Source organism: Streptomyces sp. NPDC001922 (assembly GCF_042891165.1).
Classification (GTDB): domain Bacteria; phylum Actinomycetota; class Actinomycetes; order Streptomycetales; family Streptomycetaceae; genus Streptomyces.
Genome location: NZ_JBIASV010000007.1, coordinates 65,259 through 87,940 on the forward strand (window position 1 = coordinate 65,259; position 22,682 = coordinate 87,940).

Annotated in this window: 23 protein-coding genes; 12 read left to right on the plus strand and 11 right to left on the minus strand. The window is 73.6% G+C overall.

What is annotated here, in order from left to right; translation table 11 throughout:
• Positions 1-6 precede the first annotated feature (6 nt).
• The 3 genes from ACFYYR_RS14140 to ACFYYR_RS14150 all read left to right on the plus strand — a co-directional run bounded on the left by ACFYYR_RS14140 (position 7) and on the right by ACFYYR_RS14150 (position 2,295).
• Positions 7-765 carry an SDR family oxidoreductase gene (locus ACFYYR_RS14140; RefSeq protein ID WP_388851585.1) on the plus strand — a complete coding sequence of 253 codons (759 nt, stop codon included), beginning with the start codon at positions 7-9 and terminating at the stop codon, positions 763-765.
• A gap of 127 nt (positions 766-892) precedes the next feature.
• Positions 893-1,561, plus strand: a complete 669-nt coding sequence (ung, locus tag ACFYYR_RS14145) for a uracil-DNA glycosylase (protein ID WP_388852506.1) — start codon at positions 893-895, stop codon at positions 1,559-1,561.
• A gap of 215 nt (positions 1,562-1,776) precedes the next feature.
• Positions 1,777-2,295, plus strand: coding sequence for a hypothetical protein (locus tag ACFYYR_RS14150; RefSeq protein WP_388851588.1), 519 nt, complete (start codon positions 1,777-1,779; stop codon positions 2,293-2,295).
• Here ACFYYR_RS14150 and ACFYYR_RS14155 read toward each other — a convergent pair.
• Both ACFYYR_RS14155 and ACFYYR_RS14160 read right to left on the minus strand, forming a co-directional pair.
• Positions 2,283-2,744 carry a hypothetical protein gene (locus ACFYYR_RS14155; protein ID WP_388851591.1) on the minus strand — a complete coding sequence of 154 codons (462 nt, stop codon included), beginning with the start codon at positions 2,742-2,744 and terminating at the stop codon, positions 2,283-2,285. The two genes, ACFYYR_RS14150 and ACFYYR_RS14155, sit on opposite strands and share 13 nt — an antisense overlap.
• A gap of 74 nt (positions 2,745-2,818) precedes the next feature.
• Positions 2,819-3,346 (minus strand): DinB family protein, encoded by a 528-nt coding sequence (locus tag ACFYYR_RS14160; RefSeq protein WP_388852509.1) that lies wholly within the window; start codon positions 3,344-3,346, stop codon positions 2,819-2,821.
• A 44-nt stretch (positions 3,347-3,390) separates the two neighbouring features.
• Between ACFYYR_RS14160 and ACFYYR_RS14165 the strand changes: the two genes are divergently transcribed.
• Positions 3,391-3,858: a hypothetical protein gene (locus ACFYYR_RS14165; RefSeq protein ID WP_388851593.1), complete on the plus strand. Its 468-nt coding sequence runs from the start codon at positions 3,391-3,393 to the stop codon at positions 3,856-3,858.
• Positions 3,855-4,760 (plus strand): Gfo/Idh/MocA family protein, encoded by a 906-nt coding sequence (locus ACFYYR_RS14170; protein WP_388851596.1) that lies wholly within the window; start codon positions 3,855-3,857, stop codon positions 4,758-4,760. Before ACFYYR_RS14165 ends, ACFYYR_RS14170 begins: the two co-directional genes overlap by 4 nt.
• On the opposite strand, the gene lnt is transcribed toward ACFYYR_RS14170, so the two are convergent.
• Both lnt and ACFYYR_RS14180 read right to left on the minus strand, forming a co-directional pair.
• Positions 4,684-6,270, minus strand: coding sequence for an apolipoprotein N-acyltransferase (lnt, locus tag ACFYYR_RS14175; protein WP_388851599.1), 1,587 nt, complete (start codon positions 6,268-6,270; stop codon positions 4,684-4,686). The two genes, ACFYYR_RS14170 and lnt, sit on opposite strands and share 77 nt — an antisense overlap.
• 326 nt (positions 6,271-6,596) lie before the next feature.
• Complete coding sequence (locus tag ACFYYR_RS14180; RefSeq protein WP_388851602.1) at positions 6,597-7,646, minus strand: phosphatidylinositol-specific phospholipase C domain-containing protein; 1,050 nt, start codon at positions 7,644-7,646, stop codon at positions 6,597-6,599.
• Positions 7,647-7,807: 161 nt separating this feature from the next.
• On the opposite strand from ACFYYR_RS14180, the gene ACFYYR_RS14185 reads away from it, so the two are divergent.
• Entirely contained in the window at positions 7,808-8,938 is a 1,131-nt protein-coding gene (locus ACFYYR_RS14185) for a methyltransferase (protein WP_388851605.1), read from the plus strand.
• A gap of 76 nt (positions 8,939-9,014) precedes the next feature.
• Here the strand turns inward: ACFYYR_RS14185 and ACFYYR_RS14190 are convergent, their stop codons facing one another.
• Entirely contained in the window at positions 9,015-9,524 is a 510-nt protein-coding gene (locus ACFYYR_RS14190) for a pyridoxamine 5'-phosphate oxidase family protein (RefSeq protein WP_388851608.1), read from the minus strand.
• 212 nt (positions 9,525-9,736) lie between these two features.
• Between ACFYYR_RS14190 and ACFYYR_RS14195 the strand changes: the two genes are divergently transcribed.
• Positions 9,737-10,225, plus strand: a complete 489-nt coding sequence (locus ACFYYR_RS14195; RefSeq protein ID WP_388851611.1) for a GNAT family N-acetyltransferase — start codon at positions 9,737-9,739, stop codon at positions 10,223-10,225.
• 351 nt (positions 10,226-10,576) lie between these two features.
• The gene (locus ACFYYR_RS14200) at positions 10,577-10,984 is read left to right on the plus strand and encodes a hypothetical protein (protein WP_388851614.1); all 408 of its coding nucleotides are present in this window, start codon (positions 10,577-10,579) and stop codon (positions 10,982-10,984) included.
• A 341-nt stretch (positions 10,985-11,325) separates the two neighbouring features.
• Here ACFYYR_RS14200 and ACFYYR_RS14205 read toward each other — a convergent pair whose 3' ends face one another.
• Complete coding sequence (locus ACFYYR_RS14205) at positions 11,326-11,790, minus strand: hypothetical protein (protein WP_388851617.1); 465 nt, start codon at positions 11,788-11,790, stop codon at positions 11,326-11,328.
• A 273-nt stretch (positions 11,791-12,063) separates the two neighbouring features.
• Between ACFYYR_RS14205 and ACFYYR_RS14210 the strand changes: the two genes are divergently transcribed.
• Together ACFYYR_RS14210 and ACFYYR_RS14215 are read left to right on the plus strand one after the other, a co-directional pair.
• A complete protein-coding gene (locus ACFYYR_RS14210) occupies positions 12,064-13,602 on the plus strand; it encodes a hypothetical protein (protein WP_388851620.1) in 1,539 nt (512 codons plus the stop codon).
• A gap of 229 nt (positions 13,603-13,831) precedes the next feature.
• A complete protein-coding gene (locus ACFYYR_RS14215; RefSeq protein ID WP_388851623.1) occupies positions 13,832-14,716 on the plus strand; it encodes an aldo/keto reductase in 885 nt (294 codons plus the stop codon).
• Positions 14,717-14,766: 50 nt separating this feature from the next.
• Here ACFYYR_RS14215 and ACFYYR_RS14220 read toward each other — a convergent pair whose 3' ends face one another.
• The 4 genes from ACFYYR_RS14220 to ACFYYR_RS14235 form a co-directional block, all read right to left on the minus strand.
• Positions 14,767-16,140 (minus strand): phospholipase, encoded by a 1,374-nt coding sequence (locus tag ACFYYR_RS14220; protein ID WP_388851625.1) that lies wholly within the window; start codon positions 16,138-16,140, stop codon positions 14,767-14,769.
• 118 nt (positions 16,141-16,258) lie between these two features.
• Positions 16,259-17,218: an amidohydrolase family protein gene (locus ACFYYR_RS14225; RefSeq protein ID WP_388851628.1), complete on the minus strand. Its 960-nt coding sequence runs from the start codon at positions 17,216-17,218 to the stop codon at positions 16,259-16,261.
• A 159-nt stretch (positions 17,219-17,377) separates the two neighbouring features.
• Positions 17,378-18,235 carry a YhjD/YihY/BrkB family envelope integrity protein gene (locus ACFYYR_RS14230; RefSeq protein ID WP_388851631.1) on the minus strand — a complete coding sequence of 286 codons (858 nt, stop codon included), beginning with the start codon at positions 18,233-18,235 and terminating at the stop codon, positions 17,378-17,380.
• A 113-nt stretch (positions 18,236-18,348) separates the two neighbouring features.
• A complete protein-coding gene (locus tag ACFYYR_RS14235; protein WP_388851634.1) occupies positions 18,349-19,191 on the minus strand; it encodes a DMT family transporter in 843 nt (280 codons plus the stop codon).
• Positions 19,192-19,539: 348 nt separating this feature from the next.
• On the opposite strand from ACFYYR_RS14235, the gene ACFYYR_RS14240 reads away from it, so the two are divergent.
• Positions 19,540-20,490 (plus strand): NAD-dependent epimerase/dehydratase family protein, encoded by a 951-nt coding sequence (locus ACFYYR_RS14240; RefSeq protein WP_388851637.1) that lies wholly within the window; start codon positions 19,540-19,542, stop codon positions 20,488-20,490.
• Positions 20,491-20,685: 195 nt separating this feature from the next.
• Positions 20,686-21,201: a pyridoxamine 5'-phosphate oxidase family protein gene (locus ACFYYR_RS14245; RefSeq protein WP_388851640.1), complete on the plus strand. Its 516-nt coding sequence runs from the start codon at positions 20,686-20,688 to the stop codon at positions 21,199-21,201.
• 42 nt (positions 21,202-21,243) lie between these two features.
• Here ACFYYR_RS14245 and lpdA read toward each other — a convergent pair whose 3' ends face one another.
• Positions 21,244-22,644, minus strand: a complete 1,401-nt coding sequence (gene lpdA, locus ACFYYR_RS14250; protein ID WP_388851643.1) for a dihydrolipoyl dehydrogenase — start codon at positions 22,642-22,644, stop codon at positions 21,244-21,246.
• Between the last annotated feature and the right edge of the window lie 38 nt (positions 22,645-22,682).

Sequence of the window (22,682 nt, forward strand, 5' to 3'; positions counted from 1 at the left end):
GACATCATGACTGCACCGCAGGACAGCGGGCGCGTCGCGCTCGTCACCGGAGCGAGCCGTGGCATCGGCTACGGCATCGCCGAGGCGCTGGTCGCCCGCGGCGACCGGGTCGCGATCACCGGCCGCAACGAGGACAGCCTCAAGGAGGCCGTCGAACGGCTCGGCGCGGACCGGGTGATCGGCATCGCCGGCAAGGCCCACGACGAGGCGCACCAGGCGGCCGCCGTGGAGCGCACCGTCGAGACGTTCGGCCGGCTCGACTACCTCGCCAACAACGCCGGGACCAACCCGGTGTTCGGCCCGATCGCGGATCTCGACCTCGGGGTGGCCCGCAAGGTCTTCGAGACCAATGTGATCTCGGCGCTCGGCTTCGCCCAGCAGGCCTGGAAGGCCTGGCAGAAGGAGAACGGCGGCGCGATCGTCAACATCGCGTCGGTGGCCGGCCTCTCGGCCTCCCCGTTCGTCGGCGCGTACGGCATCAGCAAGGCCGCGATGATCAACCTCACCCTGCAGCTGGCGCACGAGCTGTCGCCGGGCGTCCGGGTCAACGCCATCGCCCCGGCCGTGGTGAAGACCAAGTTCGCCCAGGCGCTCTACGAGGGCCGTGAGGAGGAGGTCACCGGGGCCTACCCGCTGGGCCGGCTCGGGCAGCCCGAGGACATCGGGGGCGCCGCGGAGTTCCTGCTCTCCGAGCGCTCCGGCTGGGTCACCGGCCAGACGCTCGTCGTCGACGGCGGGATCTTCCTCAACGCCGGGGTCGGCTGAGCCGGAGCCGTCCGCCGTGGTTCCCCGACGACGCCCCTTCCTCCCCGGGAGGGGCGTCGTCAGTGGTCGCCGGTAGGTTCTCCGGAGAAGAACGGATCACACCCCGGAGGTTGTTGACGTGACCGACATGCTGCCCGAGTCCTGGCGCGGCGTCCTCGGCGAGGAGCTGGACCGGCCCTACTTCACCGAGCTCCTCGACTTCGTCGAGAAGGAGCGGGCGAACGGTCCGGTCTACCCGCCGCGCGCCGAGGTCTTCGCGGCGCTGGAGGCCACCCCGTTCGACCGGGTGAAGGTCCTCGTCCTCGGGCAGGACCCGTACCACGGCGAGGGCCAGGGGCACGGTCTGTGCTTCTCGGTGCGGCCCGGGGTGAAGACCCCGCCCTCCCTGCGGAACATCTACAAGGAGATGCAGCAGGACCTCGGCCACCCGGTCCCCGACAACGGCTATCTGATGCCCTGGGCCGAGCAGGGCGTCCTGCTGCTCAACGCGGTGCTGACGGTCCGCGCCGGGGAGGCGAACTCGCACAAGGGCAAGGGCTGGGAGAAGTTCACGGACGCGGTGATCCGCGCCGTCTCGTCCCGGCCGGACCCGGCGGTCTTCGTCCTCTGGGGCAACTACGCCAAGAAGAAGCTCCCGCTGATCGACACCGAGCGGCACACCGTCGTGGAGGGCGCCCACCCCTCCCCGCTCTCCGCGAAGAAGTTCTTCGGCAGCCGCCCGTTCTCGCAGATCGACGCGGCGATCGCCGCGCAGGGCCACGCGCCGGTCGACTGGCGGGTCCCGGACCTGGGCTGACGCCGGCCTCGCCGGAGCGGCACGCGCCCGCCCCGGCGCCGTGACCGGGCGGGGCCGTCCGCACGGGCCTGCCCGCTCCGCCCCGGGCAGCCGGTCACCGGCCTGGCAGCGCTCCACGGGCGGGCGGGGCCCGGCCCTGAGAGCCTGGGGGCGGCGGCCGGGTGCGGCGGCCGGCGCCGTCCCGCAGCGGCTGCCGCCAGAGCGCGGGAGGTCAGATGGTCCGTGAGCAGCAGGGGGAGGCGTCCGAGGACGCCGTCCTGACCAGGATCGGGCAGACGGTCATGCTCCACCGCGCGGGCGACCGCGAGGAGGCGAGGAACCGCTTCGCCCAGCTGTGGGCGGAGATCGGGGAGGCCGGCGATCCGCTGCACCGCTGCACGCTGGCCCACTACATGGCCGACACCCAGGACGATCCGGCGGACGAGCTGGTCTGGGACGTCCGGGCGCTGCGCGCGGCCGACAGCCACGCCGGCTCCCGGTCCCCGTCCGCCTCCCGCACCGCCGTCGCCGTCCGTGCCTTCTATCCGTCGATCCACCTGAACCTGGCCGCGGACTATGTGAAGCTGCGCCGGCCCGAGGCCGCGCGCCGGGCGCTCCGCCGGGCCCGGGAGAGCGCCCGGGTGCTCGGCGACGACGAGTACGGCGACGGCGTCCGGGCGGCCATCGCGCGGCTGGAGCTACGGCTCGGCGGCTCCACCGGTGACCCGGCGCCGCCCGGCGGTCATCTGCCGTAGACCCTGCGGCAGATCCGGGCCTCCGGGCTGCCCGGCCGCCACTTGCCGTACGTCTCGCCGAGGTCGCACACATTGGCCGTGCGCGCCGGAGCGGGGATGCGGGTGTACCGGGGCGGCCTGGCGGGTGCCACGGGACCGGCGTCCCGCTGCCGGGGAACCGCGGGCCGCGGCCGGGCGTCGGGTCCCGGCCGCTCGGCACGCGGCACCGTGGCGGGCGGCTGCGTGCGCGGCGGGGGAGTGCGGAGCTTGCCGGTGGTGTGCCGGGTGGCCTCGGGCCGGATGCGCTCGATGCGGTCGACCGAGCGGGGCTCGGCGATCTGCGGCGCGGCGGACTCCGAGGCGGGCGACGGAACGGGCGGTTCCTTCACCGGATGCTGCCGGGGGACGGTGACGCAGCCCGCGAGGGCCGGGGAGGCGAGCAGGACCACTGCTGCGGTGAATCGGTGCACCCGGGGCATTTTGCTGCTCCCGGGTGCCGTTGGACAGCGATTCGCCCTCCGACTGCTCCGTTGGGGTGACGGGGTCACATTCCGGTGGAACCGTCGATCCGCTCGCGGATGAGGTCGGCGTGGCCGTTGTGCCGGGCGTACTCCTCGATCATGTGGACGTAGATCCAGCGCAGGGAGAAGGTCTTCCCGCTGTGGTGCTCCCCGGCCCCGATGTCGTCCAGCCCGCGCCCGGCGGCGGCCTCGCGGGCGCGTCCCATCTCCCGCTGCCAGATCTCCTGGGCCTCCTCCCAGCTGTCGTCCGGGGTGAGCCGGAGGTCGCGGTCCTGGTCCTCGTCGGTCCAGAAGAGCGGCTGCGCCGCGCCGGCCTCCCCGGCGAGGATGTTGCGGAACCAGTGCCGTTCGACGTCCGCCATGTGCCGGACCAGGCCCATCAAGGAGAGGATCGACGGCGGTGCGGAGGCCTCGCGCAGCTGCTTCTCGTCCAGGCCCGCACACTTGGCGGCGAGCGTCTCGCGGTGGAACTCCAACCAGCTCTCCAGCATGGTGCGTTCGTCGGCAACGGTGGGGGGCATGGTGCGTTCAGCAGTCGTCATGCGGGTCATCATGTCCGGGCGCCGGGGAGTGTGCCAGGGAATTACCCGCCACCGTGCCCGGCGTCGCCGAGCATGCCGCGCAGCAGTTCCCTGCAGCCGGCCCGGAGCTGGTCCGGGGTTACGTCCGCCGCGTGGTACGGGCCCGCCGCGCAGGCGAACATGACGCCGCGGCGCGCCTCGACGATCCCGTCGGCCCCGGCAGCCCCGCCCGGGTCACCACCGCCCGCGGCGAGTCCATCGAGGCCGGCCTCGTCGTGGGCGCCGACGGCATCCACTCCCTGGAGGTGGTGCGCCGCTCGGCACGGCTGCGCCGCGCCGTCAGCCTCGCCGCGCCGCCCGCCGTGGCGCTGCGGAGCGCGTTCGTCGCCACCGCCGACCGCCTGGGCGCCCGGTTGGCCCTGCGGGCCTTCGACGGCATCGCCGACTGGCGGCCGCCGGCGCCGACGTATGCTGCCGTCGGCGGGACGACACCGCCGGCGGACGGCGGGGACCCCGCACGGAACCGAGGTGAGCACAGGTGAAGGTCGGCTGCATCGGACTCGGCGACATCGCCCGGAAGGCGTATCTGCCGGTCCTCGGAGCCCGGCCCGGCCTGGAGCTCCATCTGCAGAGCCGCACCCCGGACACGCTGGAGCGGCTCGGAGCCGCCCACCGCATCCCCGGGGACCGGCTCCACCGCGACCTCGACGGGCTCCTCGCGGCCCGCCCCGACGCCGCGTTCGTGCACGCCCCGACCGCCGTCCACGCCGAGATCGTCGGCAGGCTGCTGGAGGCCGGGGTGCCCACCTACGTGGACAAGCCCATCGCCTACCACTACGCCGACACCGAGCGGATCGTCCGGCTCGCCCAGGAGCGCGGCGTCGGCCTGGCCGTCGGCTTCAACCGCCGCTACGCCCCCGGCTACGCCCAGTGCCGGGACCACCCGCGGGATCTCATCCTCATGCAGAAGAACCGGGTGGGGCTCGCCGAGGACCCGCGCACCGCGGTCCTCGACGACTTCATCCATGTCGTGGACACCCTCCGCTTCCTGCTGCCCGCCCCGGCCGAGCACATCGACGTGCGCGCCCGGGTGCGGGACGGCCTGCTGCACCACGTCGTGCTCCAGATGTCCGGCGCGGACTGCACCGCCATCGGCACCATGAACCGGATGAGCGGGTCGGCCGAGGAGATCCTCGAGGTCTCCGGGCAGGACACCAAGCGGGAGGTGCGCAACCTCGCCGAGGTCATCGACCACAAGGGCCAGCCGAGCGTCCGCCGCCGGGGCGACTGGGTGCCGGTGGCCCGGCAGCGCGGCATCGAACAGGCCGTCCTGGCCTTCCTCGACGCCGTCCGCACGGGTGCGCCGCTCACCGCCGAGGACGCGCTGCGGACCCATGAGCTGTGCGAGCGGGTGGTGACCCGGGCCCTGGAGCAGGCCTCCTGACCGAGCGTGCCACCTCGGCGGCGCCGTACAGCACGAGCGCCGCCACCGAGCCGTACACCACCCAGTCACCGAACCGGACGTACGGGCTGCGGCCGGTGGCCAGCGGCACGTCGTAGACCGCCGCCGTGCTGCTGTCGGTGCCCAGCCGGCCGCCCACCGGCTCACCGCCGGGGCCGTGCACCGCGCTCACCCCGGTCAGTGTCGCGTGCACCATCGGGCGCCAGGTCTCCGCCGCCCGCAGCGCGGCCAGCGAGGCGTGCTGCTCCGGTGCCCAGCTGTGCTGGAAGGTGGAGGTCGAGGACTGGGCCGTCAGCACCGACGCACCTTCCTTCACCAGATGCCGGCTCATGTCGGGGAACGCCGTCTCGAAGCAGATCAGCGGCCCGATCCGCAGCCCCGGGGCACCGGGCACCGTCATCACCACCGGAGCCGTGCCCCGGCGGCGGTCCTCGTCCGCGGCCTTGCCGACCGAGGTGGCCCAGCCCAGCAGCGACCGGGCGGGTATGTACTCGCCGAACGGCACCAGGCGCATCTTGTCGTACCGCCCGCCGGCCGGCCCGTCCGGGCCGAGCAGCACCGAGCTCTTGTAGATGCCCGGCCGGTCCGAGCGGGGCGCGTCCACGTTCACCAGCAGCGCCGCCCCGGTCTCGCGCGCGAGGGCCGTGAGCCGTCGCTGCAGGTCCGGGCGGTCGGTCAGATCGGTACCGACGCTGCTCTCGCCCCACACGATCAGATCCGCGTCACGGCCGGCCAGCTTCCGGGTCAGCGCCTCCTCCCGGTCGAAGCGGGCGTCCGGACTGCCGACCCCGTCCACCACCCCGGGCTGCACCAGCGCGATCCGCACCGTGCTCGTACGGTCCGGCAGCGGAGCCCAGGCCCACGCCGCCCCGGCGGCCGCCGCGCAGACCGCCACCCCGCACACGGCGGCCCGCCGGGCGGCGGGCAGGGCGATCAGCAGGGCGAGGGCCGTGTTCACCGCCACGATCAGGAAGCTCACCAGCCACACCCCGCCCAGCGAGGCGAGCCGCAGGGCGGCGGGCACCTGCCACTGGCTGGCGCCGAGCAGGCCCCACGGCCCGCCCAGGTTCTCCCAGGAGCGGACCAGCTCCACCATGAGCCAGCCGGACGGCACCAGCACCAGCGCCGCGGCCGCCCGCCACGGCCCGGGCGCGCCGCCCAGCAGCCGCCGGACGAGCAGCCCCCAGGGCAGCCACAGGGCGCCGAGCAGCAGCGCCACCACCAGGGTGAAGACGTGCAGGCTCGGCAACAGCCAGTGGTGCACCGCCAGCATGAAGCCGGCGCCGCCCAGCCAGCCGTCGAACGCCGCACGGCGGCCGGTCGGAGCGGAGCGGACCAGGAGCAGCCACGGCACCAGGGCGACCGGGGCGAGCCACCACAGGGACGGCTCGGGGAAGGCCAGTGCGGGCAGGGCGCCCGCCAGGGCCGCGACCGCGCCGCGCTGCCACGGCGAGGCCAGTGCCCGCCGCCACCGGTCGACCGACACGCGCATGTCGTGACTCCCTCGTGCTGGCCGTCAGTCCTGCGGCCCTGTGTTCGACCAGTGTGCGCGAGTACGACGATCAGCGACAGACGGCAGGGTCGCGCCGGGGCTCCGCGCGGCCGTTCCCTGGGGCCGGGCAGCGGAGCCGAGCAGCAGCCCCGGGCCGCCCGGCCGGTGCCGGGCGCCGACGGGGGTGCTCCGTCCCGCCGGTCCCCGCGGTGCGGCGGTCCGTGCCGGGCGCTCCGTGCCCGTACGGCCGGTGGGCCGCGGCCGGGGCCCGGCCGGGTGTCCGCGCCCGTACGGTCCGCGGATCGCGGCCGGGCCCCGCCGGGTCCCTACCGGCCGCGCGGGAGAACGGCGGAGAGGACACCGGGCAGCGGATACCAGTCGCTGGTGGCGAAGCTGGCATGGTCGGCGGCGAGCTCCGCGACGCGCGCCCGCGCCTGGGCCTCCGTGGGCCGCACGGCGTCGATCGCGGGCGCGACACCGTGCGCCCCGGACATGGTCACCAGATAGTGGTTCCGGTCGTACCAGGCGGTGTCGATGCCGGAGTCCGTCACATACGACGACGCGTCTCCGTCGAAGGTGACGAACCACGGGCGGATCGTCGTGTCCTTGTACCGGGTCCGCGGGTCACCGGCGGCGGCGTGGTGGACGGCCGGGAACGCGGTGGCGCGGGAGAAGGTGCCGGCGGCGGCCAGGTCCCGCAGGTGCTCCCCGTACTCGCGGTCGGTCCACAGCGAGTCGAACGGATTCTTCTCCTCGACGGTGCCGGGGATCAGCTCGATGAGGAACTTGCCCGCCAGTTCGGACCGGGACGGCCAGCCCTCGGCCCGCACCGCCTCGTCGAGGGTGGCGTGCCGGCCGAGCAGACCGGCGGGCCGGTAGAGCGCGTCGCCGAGCTGCGCGGAGACCAGCGCGTCGAACTCGGCGGGGCCCTTGCCGCGTTTGCTGTTGAAACCGTCCTTCATCTCGATCTTCAGCATGACCGGCCGGTGGCCGGGGTGCGCGTCGTGCCAGGCCTTCATGTCGGCCAGGCAGCCGTCCAGGCTCTGGTTGCGCGCCTTGGTGCGCAGTTCGGCCGCGGACCCGGCGTTCTCGCAATTGTTGTTGTTGCCCACCGGGTTCTGGTGCGAGACCCGCCACTTCTTGCTCAGCCCGTTCGTCCACACGTCGAACTCCAGCAGCCCGGCTCCGGAGTCCAACGCGTCGGCGAGATAGGGGTACTTGTCCTTCTCGTAGGCGTTGTGCACGCCCACCGTGGTGCTGGCGGAGTACGCCGGGTCACCGGCGCCGGACGGCCCTGCGGCGGCCGGACCGGCCGAGGCGAGGAGCCCCGCGGCCACCAGGGACGCGGTGGTGCCGGCCGTGCGAAGTGTGCGCATGCGATGCCACCTTCGGTGTGAGGGGGGTGGTGAAAGTGGCAGCAGCGTAAAGGAGTTGAGCGGTCGTCAGGAACCTTCGCGGTGCGGCCGGGAGTGCGCGGTGCCGGTGATGGTGCGAAAAATCCCTTGCTGTCCGGACCTGTTGTGACGATCATGAGCCGGTGCAAGCCGTTCACTGGACCGAAGGAGCCGAGCCCCGGTCCGCCTGCTGGCGGTCGGCGGCCGGAGCACCCCCGCCGCGGCGGGTGACCGTCGCGGACGACCGGATGCGGGCCGCGCTCGCCCACCGGCTGGCCTGCGAGGGCACCGCCCTGCTGTGGCGCGGGGACTTCCACAACGCGCGGCAGCTGCTGCGCGCGATGGGGCGCCGCATGGAGTCCCGGGGGCGCCGTGCCGCGGCGCCCCCGCCGGACCTCCCTCCGGCCGAGGCCTTCCGCCGGTACCGGCAGGAGCAGTCCCGGCGGGCGCGGGTCCTCGGCATGCTCCTGGTGCCGCTGGACCCCGGCTACGACATCCCGCTGCGCCGGGCGCCCGATGTGCGGCGGGCGTGTGCCGAGGCGTACGGGGAGCCGGGCACCGGCCCGTCGGTGGTGCCGCTGCGCGAGCTGCTCGGGCTGATCGGGGCCCACGAGTGGCGCCGCCGGGGCGTCGACGTTCCGGCGCTGGGCGACCGCATCCACCCGCACCACGGGGTGTTCTCGCCGGTGCGCGGCGAATACGTGCGGCTGGTGGCCGAAGCGCCGTTACCCGCGCGCACCCGGGCCTTCGACATCGGCACCGGGACGGGCGTGCTGGCCGCGGTGCTCGCCCGCCGCGGGGTGGAGCGGGTCGTCGCGACGGACCGGGACCCACGCGCCCTGGACTGCGCGCGCGAGAACCTGGCCCGGCTGGGCTGCGCGGACCGCACCGAGGTGCTGGAGGCGGACCTCTTCCCGTCCGGCCGGGCCCCGCTCGTCGTCTGCAACCCGCCGTGGCTGCCCGCCCGGACCGCAACCCCGCTCGAACACGCCGTCTACGACCCCGGGAGCCGGATGCTGCGCGGCTTTCTGAACGGGCTGACGGCGCACCTGGAGCCGGGCGGCGAGGGCTGGCTGATCATTTCGGACCTCGCCGAGCACCTGGAGCTGCGGACCCGCGCCGAACTGCTCGACGCGATCAGCGGCGCGGGCCTCGCGGTGGCGGGCCGCCTGGACGCCCGCCCCGTCCACCGGCGGGCGAGCGACCCCACGGATCCGCTGCACGCGGCGCGTGCGGCGGAGGTGACGTCGCTCTGGCGGCTCGTCGCCCGGTAGGGCCTGTCCGGACCGCAGGGCAGGCTGGACGGGTCGGACAGGCCCCAGCCCGCCGCGGGATGACCCCGCCCGTCCGTTACGGCCGCGGGTCCTCCCGCGGCGGGCTGTCGTCGTTGGCCCGCCGGAGGGTGCGCAGCGGAGCGCCGGGCCGCCACACCTGCACGACCAGCTCCTCTCCGTCGACGAAGGTCCGCACCACTTCGGTGAGGTCCGCCCGGAAGAGGTGGAACGGCCCGGGAGGCACCTCCACCTCCTCGGTGAAGCGGACCTTCACGTCGGGATCCGTCACCTCGACGGCACGGCCGCCGACCCGTACGTCACCCCCGCCCATCGAGGTGTCCGGCCCGGGGTTCGCCATCACCGCGAACCGCGGATCGCGGCGCAGGTCGAGGGCCTTGCGCGAGTCCGGCATCATGCCGAGCCACATCCCGCCGAAGCGGAATTCCACTTCGCTGCCGGAGGTGCGGGGGGAGCCGTCCCGGCGCACGGTGGCCAGGACATGGTGCTTGTGCTGCTGGAAGCGGGTGCGGACGGTCTCGGCGAAGCCGGGCTCCGCCGCCTGGAAGTCGGTCCAATCGGTCGTCATGGCTCCAGGATTGCCGGGATACCGGACATCTTCTGTCGTTGATTCGCGGCGAGTCCTCCGGGGGCTTCGGGCGAGTGCTCCCGCAGGGTGCCGGGGGCAGCCGAGCCGGGTGGACGGGCCCTCGTGCCACGGTGGGCGCCGGAACGCCCGCACGCTCGGGGAGCGCCGGAAAGCAGTCGCTTTCCCGCATATGAGCGACGATGCTGGGCCACATGCTGATCAGAGAAGCGACGTCGGACGACTGGCCCGCGATCTGGGCGTTCCTGCGGCCCATCGTCGCCGCCGGGGACACCTACACCTGGCCCCGGGACGTGAGCGAGGAGCAGGCCCGGGAGATGTGGTGCCTGGCCCCGCCGAACCGCACCGTGGTCGCCGTCGACCCCGACGGCACCGTCCTCGGCTCGGCCAAGATGAACCCCAACCACATGGGCCCCGCCTCGCACGTCGCGAGCGCGAGTTTCATGGTCGCCCCGGGCCACGCCGGACGGGGCGTGGGGCGGGCGCTGGGGGAGTACGTCCTGGACTGGGCGCGGGGGGCGGGGTACCGCTCGATGCAGTTCAACGCGGTCGTGGAGACCAACACCCGGGCGGTCGCGCTGTGGCGCTCCCTCGGTTTCGAGGTGGTGGGCACCCTGCCGGAGGCCTTCCGGCACCCCGAGAAGGGCTATGTGGGCCTGCACATCATGTACCGCCGCCTCTGACCGCCTCTGCCCCCTCCGATCGCCCGGCGCGAGGGCCGGCGGAGGTCCCGTCGCCGGTCCCCGCGGTCGGCCGGCGGGGCCGGTGACGACGGGAACGGAATGGGGCCGAGGCCCGTGCCGACGCCGGCCCGAGGCCCCCGCGCCGCGGGGCGGCGGCCCGGGCGAGGTCATCGGTTGACACGGTTCCGCGGTGAGCACACGATCGGGAGAGACCCGGGAGCAGAGCCGCCGGGCCCCGGCCGCAGGTGCGGGAACCTCGCCCGCAGCCGGGGAGTGGGCTTCGGGCTTCCGCGGATCCGGGTCCGGGGCGTTCCGCCACGGCGGGGCGGGCCTTCCAGAGGAGTGATGGCGATGACCACCCTGCAGCATTCCGCCCACGTCAGCGTCCACCTCACCGACTGCGCTCCCGAGGACGCGGACCTGGTGTTCGACGCCCTGCGGGCCGCCTTCCCGGCGCCCATGGACCGGGAGGCCGAGGAGCACTGCGTGAAGAGCCACACGCGGGCCAACCCGATGGTGTGGATCGGCACCTTCGACGTACGCCGCCACGGCGAGCCGGGGCCCCCGCCGGCACTGCACGGCACGGTCACCGCCGACCTCTTCGGGAGCGAGCGGGCCGTGCACGACATCCGGGAGTCCCTGGGCAGGGCGTTCGGGGTGACCGAGGAGGGCCACACCGTCCCCGGCGACCAAGAGGTGCAGCTGCGACTCGAACTGCGCGGCACCACCCGGCCGAGGCCGCACGCGGTCGCCGGCTGAGCGGACACCTCCTGCGACCCCGGCACGCTGCGACTTCGGCACGCCGCGACCCCGGCACCGGTGCCGGGGTCGCAGCAGGTGACACGCCTCGGACGCGGGGCGGCACCGACGGCGCCGTGTCCACGGCCCTGTGCCGGCGCCGCTCGACGAAGTGCCCCTGGGGAGGCGTCGTCGGCGCCGCATCAACGGACTGCGTCAACAGGCTCAACGGCCCTGCGCCAACGGGCTCAACGGCCCCGTGTCAACGCGGCCAGGGCACCCGCAGATGCTCCGGTGCTGCCGCGGTCCCGGGCAGGCCCGCCGGCACCCGCCGACGGGCCTCGGACGCGCTGCCCGGCCGGTCAGGGCAGCTGGAGGTAGGGGCTGCGCGGAATCGCGTTGGTGGTGGCCGGCACGCCGCGGATCCGCACCACGACGGTGTACCGGGCGTTCCTGGACGGGTTCGAGTGGTAGTCGAACCCCTTGATGTAGCGGTTCTTCACCCGGCCCCGCGGGCACCAGCGCCAGGCGTGCTTGTACACCCGGCTCCCCGAGCCCGCCTTGAGCAGGCTGAACTCCACCTGGCACCGGGGGTGACCGGCCTGCAGCCAGATCCGGGCCGAGGTGCGCAGCCAGCCGACGTAGGGGTCCTGCCGCTTGATGCACGACTTCCAGGAGACGTACTTCAGCGGGTCGTCGTGGACGTTGTGGTAGCTATAACAGCCGCCGTTGTGCCCTTCGGCCTGGGCCGCGGGGGCGAGGGACACCCCCGTCAGGGTGGTCGCCGCGCACAGCGCGGCGACCGTGGCGGTCCGGAAGATTTTCACGTGCTGAGCACCCCGTTCGTTCGTCCTGCTCCTGGGACGTCCCCCCTCCCCGGGTGGCCGGGGGAGCGGGGACGGACCTCATCCTTCCGGGGGTCCGCCGCCCTGTCGTGAGCACGGAGTCCACACCTGCTTGGCGATGCGTCCACGGGCGCCCGGCCATCGTTCGGCGGCTGCCACCGCGCGCTGCCGCATGCGCCGTGGCAGTTTGACGCCATGAAGGTGCTGCAGCCATGCCGTCGTTCCCCCGGCGGCCGCGGGAGGAGCTCCGCACCGGTGAGGGGTGTGCTGACCGTCTGCCTCTGCGGCGCTCTCCTCGCGGCGTGCTCGTCGGGGGAGAAGAAGCCTCCGACGCCGGATTCCGCCCGAGAGGCGCTCGAAGAGCGTCTGCGCGCCACCGAGCAGCGCCTTCCGGACGACGAGGTGCTTCCCGCCTTCCAGAAGCTCGCCGACGCCATGGCCACCGCCCGGGACGCCGGGGTGGACCAGGACGCCATCCTCGGCGAGGTGCTCGCTTCGCACGTCCGGCAGTGGAAGCGGCCCGGCGGCATGGCGGAGTCACAGGCGAACGACCGGGCGCTGGGCGAGCGGGCGCGGGCCGGTCAGGTGGTGACGGTCCCCGCTCCCACCGGGCAGAACGACAAGGCGCCCGGTGGAGCAGGTGGTGCCGGGGCGCGGCACCCGGGGCGGGCCGCCCAGCCGAGTCCGGGCGCGTCGCGGGAGGTCACGGCGATCTTCGGCAATGGGGTTCTCAACACGGGGCAGGAGGCCCAGGACGCCGCCACCGCACTCGGCGGTGCCGTCGGTCAGCAGGTCGACCAGGCCTACAACATCAGCGCGATGGACGCGGCTCTGCGCTTCGCCAACGGTCAGGCGATGGGCCGCGTGGTCAGGGACCAGCAGCAGATTCCGGAGGTCAAGAACTACATCGACATGCTGGTCCGGCGACAGGGCGTCCCCGCGGGCGGAACCGCCGAGGCGATGGGCGCGGACGTGTTCCTCAGGAAGCTGCCCGGACTGCTGTACCAGTACGGGGGAAACGAGGAGAAGGCCCAGGAGAACACGGCCTACCCCGCCCTGATGAAACAGGCGCGGGAGGCACTGCAGGCCGGGAAGCCGGTCATCCTCATCAGCCACAGCGAGGGCGGCTTCCCGGTCCGCCAGGCCAAGCACGACCTGGACAAGGAGATCGTGGCGGCGCGCGAGCGGGAAGGGCTGCCTTCCGCGCCCTCGCCGGTGGGGGCGCTCTACATCGCGCCACCTTTCGGGGGCGAGACCCGATCCTCGCTGGAACGTGACGACAGCAAGTACGTGCTGCTCCGCGGGGACGCCATCAACATCATCAGCCCGTTGCTCAGGTCCACCGTGGACTCCACCGGAAAGCAGCCCTCGGCGGACTCACTGGACCCCCGGGACGCCATCACCCTCCACCTGCTCAGCTCCTACCTGCAGAACGGCACCGAGTCACGAGCGCAGATCATCAAGGCCTTCAACGAGCTCAAGGCCCATGTCTGCAAGCAGCCGGCCGTGACCGGCCTGAAGAGCCGGACCGTCCGCCGGGCCGAGTGCCCGGAGCCCCCGTCGTCGCGCGCGCCGTCCGAGAGCACCCCGGGCGGGCCGTCGGGGAAGCCGTCCCCATCCGCTCCCGGCGACACGCCCGAGAGCACCCCGGGGCGTTCGCAGGAGGAGACCGGGGAGCCGCCGACCTCCGAGGAGACCTCCCGGACCCAGCAGCCGCAGACTCCGGGCACACCCGAGGAGCCCACCGGCGGGACACCCGAGCAGCCGCAGCACCCCCAGACCCACACGTCGTAGGCGGCCTGCCCGGCTCCCGGAGCCCCGCGCCCGGCCACCCCGGGTGGACGCGGCCGTTCCGCGGGCGGGCACGGGCTATGGGGCTCCACGGCCGGGCAGCGCGGCCTCGGCTCGGTGACCGGCTGACCGACACCGGGACATCTGCTGGACAGTCCCCGGGAGGCGGCGCGAGGCTGGGGCGGCGTGCCGCGCCCCGCGGGCGTCCCCGCTCGAAGAGAGGCATCAGCTCATGCAGACCCGCCGCATCGGTGACGTCGAGGTCAGTGCGATCGGCCTGGGCGCGATGCCCATGTCGGTGGAGGGCCGGCCCGGTGAGGAGCGCTCGCTGGCGACGATCCACGCGGCCCTGGACGCCGGGGTGACGCTCATCGACACCGCGGACGCCTACCAGCTGGGCACCGATGCGGTGGGACACAACGAGTCGCTGATCGCCAGGGCGCTGGCCGGGCACGCGCGCGGGGGTGAGGTCATGGTCGCCACCAAGGGCGGCCACGTGCGCCACCCGGACGGCTCCTGGACCCTGGACGGCACCCCGGAGCACCTCCGGCGGGCCTGCGAGGGCTCACTCCGGCGGCTCGGGGCCGAGGCCATCGACCTGTACCAGTTCCACCGGCCGGACCCGCGGGTGCCGTACGCCGAATCGATCGGGGCGTTCCGCGATCTGCTCGACGCGGGGAAGGTGCGGATGGTCGGGATCTCCAATGCCGGTCCGGAGCAGATCCGGCTGGCCGACGACATCCTGGGCGGCCGGCTGGCCGCCGTGCAGAACCAGTTCGCCCCCGACTTCCGCTCCAGTGAACCCGAGCTGGCGCTCTGTGCGCAGCGCGGCATCGCCTTCCTTCCCTGGCGTCCGCTGGGCGGGATCGCGCGGGCGGGGGAGCCCGGATCGCCCTACGCGCCGTTCGCGCGGGTCGCCGAGGCCCGCGGCGTCAGTCCGTACCGGGTCTGCCTGGCCTGGATGCTCGCCAAGTCGCCGGTCGTCGTGCCGATTCCGGGCGCCAGCCGGCCGGCGACCGTGCAGGACTCCGCCGCGGCGGCCGGCCTCGTGCTGGACGGAGCGGAGACGGCGCTGCTGGACGCCGCGGGCGACACCGGCTCCGGCGGGACGCGGTGACGGACCGGGCCCGCCGGAGCTGAGGGGTGAGGCCGTGACCGGGCAGGTGCTCAGGGCGTCACCGTGTAGGTGTTGAGCCGGTCCACGGCCGACTGGGCGGAACCCCGGTCGTAGTGGTCCACGGCCAGGAAGTTCGGCTTCTTCCGGGCGGCCGGGGCGCAGAAGTTCTCGGCCCGGTTCAGCAGCCGGCTGTTGTCCAGCGAGGCGGTGGCGGTGACGGGGACGTCCCGGAAGTGGTTCATCACGAAGAGCGGCCGGAACGCGCCGTCCTCCCGGGTGAGCGGAACGTTCAGGTCACCGCCGTACCAGCGGCTGTAACAGGCCCAGTTGGACGAGCCCACCCCCGGCCCCATCGACCAGTGGTTCTCGACCGTCCACTCCTGTTGGTAGAGCACCCCGAAGTCGCCGCGGGCCGGGCCTCCGGCGTCCTGCGCGCGGGTCCGGTCGGTGAAGATCAGCAACTGCTTGCCGCGCCGGGCGAGGTCCGCCATCCGCGGCCAGCCCTGTTGGTGGACGCCCTCCCGGTCCGGCCGGTAGAGCACGTCCGACAGGCCGTCGACCCGGTCCAGTTCGCCGCGCAGCACCTCCGCGGAGACGTAGTCCTCCAGGAACGCCGTGGCGAACTGCCCCGGGTTGCGGCGCAGGAAGTTCACGATGCGTTGCAGATCGACCCGGAGAGCGACCGGGCGGGAGACCAGCGTGCAGCTGTTGTGGCACAGGATCGCGCCGTCCGGCGTCTGATGGATGTCCAGCATGAAACCCCGGACCCCGTCCGCGAGTTGCTGCTCGATGCCGCGCTTCTGGTTGGGGAAGGCATTGACGATGGGCGGCGCGAACCCGCCGTCCACACCGTTCGCATAGGCGTTGTGCGCGGTGAGGAAGGTGACCTGGTCGAGGGTGCGCCGGTCGGCCGGCGGCATGGCGGCCGTGGGGAGCGGCGCCGGGGTGAGGAACCAGCGGGCGAGGTCCCCGTCGCCGCCGATGCGCGGCTGGTCCGGGTAGCTGCCGCCGCTGGGCCGCTCGCCGAGCGCGAGCCGGTTCCCGGTGCCGGGCACGGCGAGGGAGAACCGGCCGTTCCCGGCCGGTGCGATCTCCCAGCCGGCGTCCGCCCCGCCGCACGCGACGGTCACGGCCCGGTCGCCGCTCCGCCCGAGGCAGCGGGCCGGGTCGTCCGCGCTGCGCAGTTCATGGCGTCCACCGCTCACCGGAGCGACGTTCCACTGCTGGCGGTCCTCGTTGCCCTGCGGCCGGTGAAGGGCGATCGTGCCCCCGCTGTTGGAGGCGTTGAGCCCGTTGACCGCGCTCTGGACGTACACCGTCCCGGCCGGCGGGCCCGCCGGCCGGGCTGCCGCCCCCGGCGCCGTCATCAACGACGCGGCGGATACGGCCGCCACCGCCCCGCACACCGCTCGCAGTAAGCGCACACCGACTCCTTCGGTAGTTCGACGGGAACATGACACTCGATCGGGGGCCGGAGCGCCAGAGACCGGCACCGAAAACCCGGGACCGGGTGCCGGTGGCCGAGGTGCCGGAGACGGGGGCTCAGCCGATGCCGAACAGCCCGGCGGCGTTGTCGTGACACACCGCCCGCAGCCAGTCGTCGCCGAGGTCCAGCCGGGCGAGGGCGTCCAGGGCGTGGCCGTACGGGTAGGGGATGTTCGGGAAGTCGGTGCCGAGCAGGACGCGGTCCTGCAGTTCCCGCAGCCGCGGCAGCAGCCCGGCCGGGAACGGTGCGGTCTCCTCGCTGAAGTCCGTGAAGGCCATCGTGGTGTCCAGATGGACGGACGGATGGCGGTCGGCCAGATCCAGGAAGTCCCCGTACTCCGGCATGCCCATATGGGCCACCACGATCCGCAGCCGGGGGAAGCGGGCGAGCAGGGCGCCGACCGGGCCGGGCCCGGTGTGCGGGCCGGGAACGGGCCCCGAGCCGCAGTGCGTGACCACCGGGATGCCCGCGTCCTGGAGCAGCCCCCAGACGTCGTCCAGCAGCGGGTCGTTGGGGTCGTACGCCCCGACCTGGAGGTGGGACTTGAACACCCGGGCGCCCGCCTCGACCGCCTCGGCGGTGTAGCGGGCGGCGTCCGGCTCGGGGAAGAAGGTGGCGGTGTGCAGGCAGTCGGGGGTGCGGGCGGCGAAGCCGGCGGCCCAGCCGTTGAGCCACTCCGCCATCCCCGGCTTGTGCGGATAGACCATCATCGAGGTGAACGCGCGGACGCCGAACGACCGCAGCCGGGCCAGCCGTTCGTCCTCGTCGCCGCGGTAGGTGATCGGCCAGGGGCGGCCGGTCAGCGGCCCGGCCGCGTCGAAGTAGGCCCAGACCTTGGCCAGGACGCGCTCCGGCATGAAGTGCGTATGGACGTCGATCAGGCCGGGGAGCCCCAGCGCGCGGCGGAACGCCGTCACCCGCTCGGCCTCCCCGCCGTCCGCCGCCCCGCTGCCGGGAACGCCGCCGCTCCGGTGGCCGTCACGGGCCGCCGCGCCACCGGTGCCGCACTCCTGCACTGACTCTCCGGGACAACACACGTCCAGCCCCCCCCCTCTCGTCGGGTCGGGCCGACAGTCCGACCCCATGATCGGTCCGGAAGCCCGACCCCGGATCGGTCCGAAAGAGCCGACCCTAGAGGAGCCGTCGCGCCGAGCCGCCTCCCGGGTCCTGAGGTCTCAGCGGTCGCGGTGCCGCAGCCTGCCCAGCAGCCGCGGTCCCTCCTCGTACAGCAGCCGGCCGACGAGGGACCCGCCGAAGACGACGACCCCCACCCCGACCAGCCAGGACTGGATCACCAGCACCGTGCCGATCGGCCCGTAGCTGACCGCGTTGGAGGCGATCAGCGGGGAGAAGACCAGCCGGGAGAAGACCCGCAGCCCGAGCAGGCCGATCACGGTCGCCACCGCGCCCGGCAGCAGCGCACCCCAGCCCACCCGCCCGCCGAGCAGCAGCCGCTGGGACCACCAGAAGAAGAGCACCGCGCTCGTGACGGCGACGAGGAACCGCCAGAACGTCTCCGCCACCCCACCGGACGACTCGGGCTCCAGCGTGAAGTGCGCGGAGAGGAAGAGATAGCCGATCAGCATGGCGACCCACACCAGGTGCCGCCACATGGTGTGCCAGCGGGCCGGAGGCAGCTCCCACACCCGCTCGTACCCGGTCTGTACCGCCGACCCGAAGGTCAGACCGAACACGGCGAGAGCCGCGAGGCCGAACGCCGTGGTGGACTCCAGGGCCTGACGCGGCTTCGTGAACAGCTGCTCGACCTCCTGCTGCGCGCCCTTCGACACCCCCAGGCCGTCGCCCAGCCACTCCGCGAAACCCCGCCCGTTCGCCGGGTCCGCCGCGGCGACCACGATGAGCAGCGGCACCAGGGTGAGGAAGCCGAGAGCGGCGAACCCCATCGAACGCTGCATCAGCTCCAGCTCGCCGGCGTGCCGCCAGCCCCGCCCGGCGGGCGAGAGATGGAACGCCCGGTACAGGCGTTCGGTGAACGACCCGTGACCCGCGTCGCCGGGAGTCTTCTCGGGCATGAGTGTCGCTCACCTCCTCACGGTTCTCGGGGAGCCGGGTTCCGTCCGGAGCCCCCGAACGACGGCCGGGGGAGGGGCTGTGGGGGCGTCACGCAGGTACCGGGACACGGCGTTCAGGACGTGGCCGTCTGCTGCTCCGCCTCGCCGAAGCGGGCGAGGGCGAGTGCGCTGCCGATCGAGAGCACGAAGCCCAGGGCGGCCAGCGGGGCGTACCCGTGCCGGGTCGAGTCCCCGAGCCAGGCGACCCCGAACACCGCCGGCCCCACGCTCTCCCCGATCACCATGGCCGCCGTGGCCGCGGTCACCGACCCCGACTGCAGCGCGTCGACGAGGTACAGGAAGCCGGTGATCCCGGAGATGATCACGGTGTAGGTCGAGGGGTCGGTGAGCAGTTCGACGACGCCGAATCCGGGCAGCATCCGCACCCCCAGGGCGACGAGCCCGAAGCTCAGCCCGGCGATCAGCCCGAGGACGGCGGCCCGGTTGTGCTGGAGACGGCGCGACACCACCCAGCCCACCACCGCGAATCCGACCGACGCACACAGGGTGGCCAGCCGGAGCGTCTCGTCGCCGTCGCCCTTGCCCTCCCGGCCCGCCGCGACGGCCAGCAGCGCCAGGCCGCAGCACACGGTGACCACGGCGGTCCACTCGGTCCGGCGCAGACTGATGTGCAGGAACCGCGACGCCACGACGGCGGTCACCGCGAGGGACGAGGCGAGCGCCGCTTCGACCACGAAGATCGGCAGCGTGCGCAGGGACACCAGCTCCGCGGCGAATCCCAGCATGTCGAGTCCGATTCCGGCGATGAACGGCAGCCGCCGCACGGCCAGCAGCAGCGTGCTCACGCCGCTGCCGGAGGACTCGTCGGCAGCCATGCGCGCGCCCATGGCCTGCATCACCGTCGCGGTGCCCATGCAGACGGAGGCGCAGAGCGCGAACACCACTCCGACTCCCATGTGCCGACCGTAGAGCCATTGCCCCGGTGTGCGGCGGAGGCGGGGCGGTCGGCCCCCGCCACGCCACCCCGGCTGCGCGCCCCATCGCCGCGGTCCGCCCGGCCACCTGCGAACGGCCGCGGCCCCCGACAGCTGGCCAGGTCGCGGGGAACGCACCGCCGAACAGGGGTGCGCTTCCGGGGCGGTGGTGCTACAGTCCATGACTGTTAGAGCTTATAACGAAAGCGATTGGCCGTAACTCTGCGGTGGCGGTCACCGCGGACCGCAGGCGAGCGCGGGACGGGATGTCCCGCCCGGCCCGCACGCGGTCCGCCGGACGCGCCAGCCCGCCCCGACGAAGGAGACCCCATGTCCGCTGCCCGTGAAGAACTGCACGTCGTCCTCGGTTCGGGGCCGGCCGGAACTGCCCTGGCCGGGGAGCTCGTCCGCCGGGGCCACCCGGTCCGTCTGGTCGACCGCCGGGCCGAAGGCCCCGCCCTGCCGGGTGTCGAGCGGCGTGCCGCCGATGTCCGGGACCCCGGGCAGGCCCGGGCCGCGGTCGCGGGAGCCGCCGTCGTCCACCACTGCGTCAATGTCGCCTATCACCTGCAGACCGAACTGCTGCCCGGTATCCAGGAGGCGATCCTGGCCGCGGTCGAGGCCGAGGGCGCCAAGCTCGTGGTGCTCGACACCCTCTACCCGTACGGCAACACCGGGGGAGCGGTCATGACCGAGGACACCCCGTGGCGGGCCACCACCCGCAAGGGCCGGATGCGGGCCCGGCTGGACGAGAACTACCTCGCCGCGCACCGGGAGGGCCGGGCCCGCGTGGTCCTCGGCCGGGCGGCGGACTTCGTCGGCCCCGGGGTCCTCAACTCCACGCTCGGCGGCGCGGTGTTCCCCGGCGCGCTCACCGGTGGGGACGTCCTCGCCCTCGGCGACATCGACCTGCCGCACAGCCACACCTACATCGGTGACGTCGCCGTCGGCCTGGCCACCCTGGGTGAACGCGACGACGCCGACGGCCGGGTCTGGCACCTGCCCACCGCACCCGCCCGCACCACGCGGGAGATCCACGCCCTCATCGAGCAGCGGACCGGGCGCCCGCTGCGGACCGTGGTGCTGCCCGAGGCGCGGCCGTTCGGGCCGTTCGACGAGGTGTTCATGAACGAGTACGCCGAGCTCTTCTACCAGCACACCGAGCCACAGATCATGGACTCCTCCGCCTTCGAGGCCGCCTTCGGCGCGCGCCCGGTGCCGCTGGAGGACGCCCTGGACACCACACTCACCTGGTACCGCAGCCTGCTCGCCGAGGCCTGACAGGTGGTCGGGGCCTCACGGACGGCCGGGGACTGACGGAGGCCGGGGCGGCCGGGCCCGACCCGCGCGCCATCCGCGTCCGGCCACGGCCCGGCTGCCACCATGGTCGGTCCGGACACCCCACGGCCGGGTCCGGGTGGGCGGCCGGCGTCGGCCCACCGCGCGACGCCACCGGCCGCACGAGAGGAGAGCACCATGGCGGGCAACCGACCGGTCGCCGAGCTGGACGCCCGGTACAGCATCCCCGGCGCGGTCCCGACCCCGTGGGCGGAGGCCCTGGAGGGCCTGGAGAGCGCGGAGCTGTTCTGGCTGTCGACGGTACGCCCGGACGGACGCCCCCATGTCACCCCGCTGCTGGCCGTCTGGCTCGACGACGCGCTCTGCTTCTGCACCGGCACCGAGGAGCGCAAGGCGCGGAATCTCGCCCGGAACACCCGCTGTGCCCTCACCACCGGGTGCAACGCCCTGAACGAAGGCGTCGACCTGGTGGTCGAGGGCGAGGCCGTACAACTGGGCGACGACACCCGGCTGCGGCGCGTCGCCGACGCCTACGAGGCGAAGTACGGCAGCGAGTGGCACTTCGACGTCCGGGACGGGGCGTTCGTCGGCCAGGGCGGCCGGGCCCTGGTCTACGAGGTCGCCCCCGCGACGGTGTTCGCCTTCCGCAAGGGCGAGTACAGCCAGACCCGGTGGCGCTTCGAACGGGGTTGAGGAGCGGGGGCGGGGCCGGATCCGTCCCGTGCCCCCGCCGCGTCACATGTTGATCATGTGACCCGCCAGCCCGTGCACGGCTTCCTTCACCGCCTCGCCGAGCGTCGGGTGCCCGTGCACATTGCGGGCCACCTCATGGACGGTCAGGTCCCACTGCTGGGCCAGCGTCAGCTCCGGGAGGAGCTCCGTCACCTCGGGCCCGATGAGATGGGCGCCGAGGAGTTCCCCGTACCGGGCGTCGCTGAGGATCTTCACAAAGCCCGCGGTGTCGCCGAGACCGTGCGACTTGCCGTTCGCGGTGAAGGGGAACTTGGCCACCCGGACGTCGAACCCCTGCTCGCGCGCCTGCGTCTCCGTCCAGCCGAAGCTCGCGATCTGCGGCTGGCAGTAGGTGGCGCGCGGAATCATCACATAGTCGAGCTCCATGGTCTCGGCGCCCGCGATGGTCTCCGCCGCGACGATGCCCATCGCCTCCGCCGCGTGCGCGAGCATCAGCTTCGCCGTGACGTCGCCGATGGCGAAGATGTGCGGCACATTCGTGCGGCAGCGGGCGTCGACGTCGATCGCACCCCGCTCGGTCAGCCGGACCCCGGTGTTCTGCAGGCCGTAGCCGCCGACCCGCGGCTGGAAACCGATGGCCTGCAGCACCTTGTCGGCCTCCAGCGTCTGCCGCTGGCCCCCGGTGGTCACCATGACGCGGACCCGGTCCCCGGAGTCGTCGATCGCCTCCACCCGGGTGGAGGTCAGCACATTGATGCCCAGCTTGCGGAAGCGCTTCGCGAGCTCGGCCGAGACCTCCTCGTCCTCCAGCGGGACGATCCGGTCCAGGAACTCCACCAGGGTGACCTCGACCCCGTAGCTGCGCATCACATAGGCGAACTCGACGCCGATGGCGCCCGCGCCCGCGATCACGATGCTGCCGGGGAGCTCGGGGCTGAGGATCTGCTCCTCGTAGGTGACGACCCGTTCGCTCAGCGAGGTGCCGGGCAGCAGCTTCGTCGTCGCACCGGCCGCGATGATGCAGTGGTCGAAGGTGACGGACTCGGTGCCGCCGTCGGAGAGCGCGACCTGGAGGGTGCGGTCGTCCGTGAAGCTGCCCACGCCCTCGTACTTGGCGATCCCGTTCTTCTTCATCAGGTAGTGCACACCCTTGACGCGCCCGTCGGCCACCTTGCGGCTGCGGGTGTACGCCGCCTCGTAGTCGAAGGTGACCGTGCCGTCGACCCGGATGCCGAACGTCTTCGCCTCCTGGGTGAAGAGGTGCGCCAGTTCGGCGTTGCGCAGCAGGGCCTTGGACGGGATGCAGCCCACGTTCAGGCAGACGCCGCCCCAGTACCGCTCCTCGACGATCGCCGTGCTCAGGCCGAGTTGGGCGGCCCTGATCGCTGCCACGTATCCGCCGGGACCGGCCCCCAGAACCACCACGTCAAAGTGTGCGCTCATGACCGGCAGCCTATGCCGGACCGGTCATTTCCCGCCGG